This is a genomic window from Methylophaga sp. UBA5088, from assembly GCF_002414625.1.
In the GTDB taxonomy this organism is placed as follows: Bacteria; Pseudomonadota; Gammaproteobacteria; order Nitrosococcales; family Methylophagaceae; genus Methylophaga; species Methylophaga marina.
Map to the genome: position 1 here is coordinate 37,213 of NZ_DIAC01000026.1, position 3,630 is coordinate 40,842.

The 3,630-nt window shown below is 43.6% G+C and carries 4 protein-coding genes; 2 read left to right on the forward strand and 2 right to left on the reverse strand.

What is annotated here, in order from left to right; all coding sequences use genetic code 11:
* Positions 1–95: 95 nt before the first annotated feature.
* The gene (locus B4K20_RS03280) at positions 96–1,748 is read right to left on the reverse strand and encodes a nitrite/sulfite reductase (protein WP_286305510.1); all 1,653 of its coding nucleotides are present in this window, start codon (positions 1,746–1,748) and stop codon (positions 96–98) included.
* Positions 1,749–2,064: 316 nt separating this feature from the next.
* Here B4K20_RS03280 and B4K20_RS03285 point away from each other — a divergent pair, with 316 nt between their 5' ends.
* Positions 2,065–2,508, forward strand: coding sequence for a DUF3465 domain-containing protein (locus tag B4K20_RS03285; protein WP_289281866.1), 444 nt, complete (start codon positions 2,065–2,067; stop codon positions 2,506–2,508).
* On the forward strand, positions 2,508–3,044 hold the full coding sequence (locus B4K20_RS03290) for a DNA-deoxyinosine glycosylase (protein ID WP_289281867.1): 537 nt from the start codon (positions 2,508–2,510) through the stop codon (positions 3,042–3,044). Before B4K20_RS03285 ends, B4K20_RS03290 begins: the two co-directional genes overlap by 1 nt.
* A gap of 40 nt (positions 3,045–3,084) precedes the next feature.
* Here the strand turns inward: B4K20_RS03290 and B4K20_RS03295 are convergent.
* On the reverse strand, positions 3,085–3,630 hold a 546-nt coding region (locus B4K20_RS03295), incomplete at its 5' end, for a catalase (protein ID WP_289281868.1).

Here is a 3,630-nt window from a genome sequence, read left to right on the forward strand (position 1 = left end):
CCTGCCACCGGGCTAAAGAAACGGTAATATTGCCAGCAATCAGATCTGAATCATCATCCAGATGTGTCCAATTATCTTCGATGATTTCACGATCTTTAATTATCTGCATATACACGCTCCTTAAATGGATCAATACCTAAACGACGAACTGTGGCCAGGAATGACTCATCTTCATGGCGTAAATCGACATAGGCATCTAATAAATGACCAACGGTGTCGACTACGTCCTCTTTAGGTATCGCCTTACCTAGACGCTCTCCAAGAGAGGCATCTGCCTCAGAGCTACCGCCAAGTGTGAATTGGTACCATTCTTCACCTTTCTTATCGACACCCAGAATACCGATGTGACCTACACTCTGGTGAGCACAACCGTTCATGCAGCCTGAAAACTTGATCTTGATATCACCTAAGTCATAAAGATAGTCAAGATCACCAAACCGTTCCGCAATCTGTTTAGACAGAGGAATAGATTTAGCATTAGCCAGACCACAATAATCCAGTCCAGGACAGCAAATAATATCGGTTAATGTATTCACATTTGGTGTAGCCAGGTTGTCAGCCTCAAGTCTCAACCATAAGGCATATAAATCAGCCTGCTTCACATCCGCAAACACCAGGTTTTGAGTGTGCGTTGAACGCACTTCACCTAAGCTGAACTCATCAGCCAGATCAGCAATGACATCAAGCTGATCAGAGGTCACATCCCCCGGCGCAACACCTGGCGCTTTAAGTGATACATAAACCGCACGATAACCGGGCTGTTTATGAGCAAACGTATTCTGTTTCGCCCAGCGTGCAAAAGCATTATCTTCAGCCAAGGCTTTATCAAAACTGTCATCCGCTGCTGCATCAGCATCGTATTCAGGCTCTGTGAAATACGCTTTCACACGATCAATTTCTTTTTGATCTAAAACGAGTTGATCACGAATTTGTACCCATTCAGCTTCAACCAGTTCACGGATATGATTGATACCGTGCTCACGAACCGTGATTTTAATACGTGCTTTGTATTTGTTATCACGACGACCCAGGCGGTTATAAACACGCAGAATCGCTTCCAGATAGGAGAGCAAATCCTTTTTCTCAAGGAAAGGTCTGATTTGTTGACCAATGATTGGCGTACGACCTAAACCACCACCGACAAGCACTTCAAAACCGACTTCACCTTCGTGATTTTTAACCAGATGTAAGCCGATATCATGCAATTTAGTGGCTGCACGGTCTTCTTCAGAACCAATAACGGCAATTTTGAACTTACGTGGTAGATAGGCAAACTCAGGGTGGAAGGTTGACCATTGGCGAATAATTTCAGCCCACGGGCGTGGATCTTCTATTTCATTGGCATTGATACCTGCAAACTGATCAGAGGTCGTATTACGAATGCAGTTACCACTACTTTGAATAGCGTGCATTTGTACAGTGGCCAGTTCAGCAAGAATATCTGGCACATCCTCTAACTTCGGCCAGTTCATTTGGAAATTCTGGCGCGTCGTGAAATGCACAAACCCTTTATCGTAACGGCGTGAAACGTCTGCAATTTTACGAACTTGTTGTGAAGACATCAGTCCATAAGGAATGGCAACACGTAACATGGGTGCATGTATTTGGATATACAGCCCGTTCATCAGTCGTAAAGGACGGAACTGTTCTTCAGTCAGCTCACCCGCCAAGAAACGACGTGTTTGATCACGGTACTGCTCTACCCGCTGCTCAACCATCGTTTGATCATACTTATCGTATTGATACATTTAAGCTCTCTAAACTCTAAATACCGGACCCGCTATTATAACCGCCGCGGTATATAACAGGAAATTATAAATACCAATATCTATATTGATAAATTCATTAATACCGCGTCATTACTATCATTTAATGCAACCATGAAATATACGGTTATTGTGTGGCATTGTTGATGACTTTTTCATTGTGCGCGTCATTTTCAGTATTCCATTTGATTTCATCTTGAGACTTCTAGTCAGATGCTTAAGTGTTATCAGAGTGGGCTCTTTGTCATTGATAAAAATCGTTATACTGACGCATTTATCGCTAAACAGGGTTCTTGGCATGTCTAAAGCAAGCCGACAAAAACAGCGTTTATGGCTGGTTATCGCTTTCGGTTTTTTAATTTGGGGGGCCAGTCATTATCAGCCTCACCAGCAAAACGTTAATAAAGTTGATACAGCATCGATCTCATCACTTTATCAACAACAGAAAAGTGACGTTTTAGTTGAAGTAAAAGGGACGGTAAGTCGGATTCTAACTGATGATAATAAAGGCAGTCGTCATCAACGTTTTATCATTACCTTGCCGGATAAACTCACGGTATTGATTGCTCATAACATCGATCTTGCACCTCGCATTGACTCTCTGAACGTGGGTGATGAAGTACATATTTTTGGTGAATACGAATGGAATGACAAAGGTGGCGTCATTCACTGGACGCATCATGATCCTGCCAACAAACACCCTCATGGCTGGATTCGCCATAAAGGTCAGCTATATCAATAATGTCTGAGAATCTAACGCGCTGTTATAGCTTTCCGCCCATTGCAGCAACGTCTGCAAAAATCCTGATCCTCGGGTCCATGCCAGGTGCAGAATCATTGCGTCAGCAGCAATATTACGCCCACCCTCGTAATGGCTTCTGGCCAATTATGGAAAGTCTGTTTGCTATCTCGACATCATTACCGTATCAACAACGCTGCGAACAACTCACCCACCAACACATAGCGGTATGGGATGTATTAAAAGCCTGTGAAAGGCCAGGCAGTCTGGACAGTAATATTGCACCGGATTCCATTGAAGCTAACGACTTTAATGCCTTTTTTCGGCAACACCCGAATATTCATTCTGTATTTTTTAATGGTGGCAAAGCTGAGCAAATTTATATGAAATCTGTTCTGCCAACGTTAGATAAAATATGGCAAAAAATACCAACAGAGCGCTTGCCATCCACCAGCCCAGCCCATGCAGCTTTGTCATTAGAAGAAAAACAAACCATATGGCTTGAACAGCTAAGTAGTGTAAAAAAGACTAATCAATAGAAAAGGGGCGTGTTTCACGCCCCTTTCATTTCAGACTAGATTAAGCCTTTAGTGCAGCTGCTACTCTGGCAGCATAGTCCGGGTCTGCTTTTTCAAATTGAGCCAACATACGCTGCTGAATAGATGCATCACACTGTCCAAGACCACCAGCAATATTGTCTGCTAATTGCTGTTTCTGATCCTCACTCATAATACGAAACAAATTACCCGCCTGCGTGTAATGATCATCTTGATCTGTATCAAACCGATCTAACCAAGCACCAGCCTCAACTGGCATAGCAGGTTCCGCTACACTTGTAGCTGGCTTAGGCGCATTATCACGATCATTAGGGAAGTAGTTAGCCCCACTCGTCTGATGATGATTACCGCCAGCAGGACTTAACCCCGCCATCGCCCCATCACGCTGATAATGATTAACCGGACATTTTGCCGCATTAACAGGTAACTGATTGTAGTTCACGCCAACCCGATAACGGTGGGCATCCTGATAAGCTATCAGCCGTCCTTGCAACATTTTGTCAGGTGATGAACTGATACCGGGTACAAAGTTACTCGGTGCAAAAGCGGCTTGCTCTGTTTCAGCAAA

Excerpts from the sequence above, each read along its gene's own strand:
- B4K20_RS03285 (WP_289281866.1), top strand. The coding sequence starts at position 2,065 with ATGTCTAAAGCAAGCCGACAAAAACAGCGTTTATGGCTGGTTATCGCT.
- B4K20_RS03280 (WP_286305510.1), bottom strand. The coding sequence starts at position 1,748 with ATGTATCAATACGATAAGTATGATCAAACGATGGTTGAGCAGCGGGTA.
- B4K20_RS03290 (WP_289281867.1), top strand. The coding sequence starts at position 2,508 with ATGTCTGAGAATCTAACGCGCTGTTATAGCTTTCCGCCCATTGCAGCA.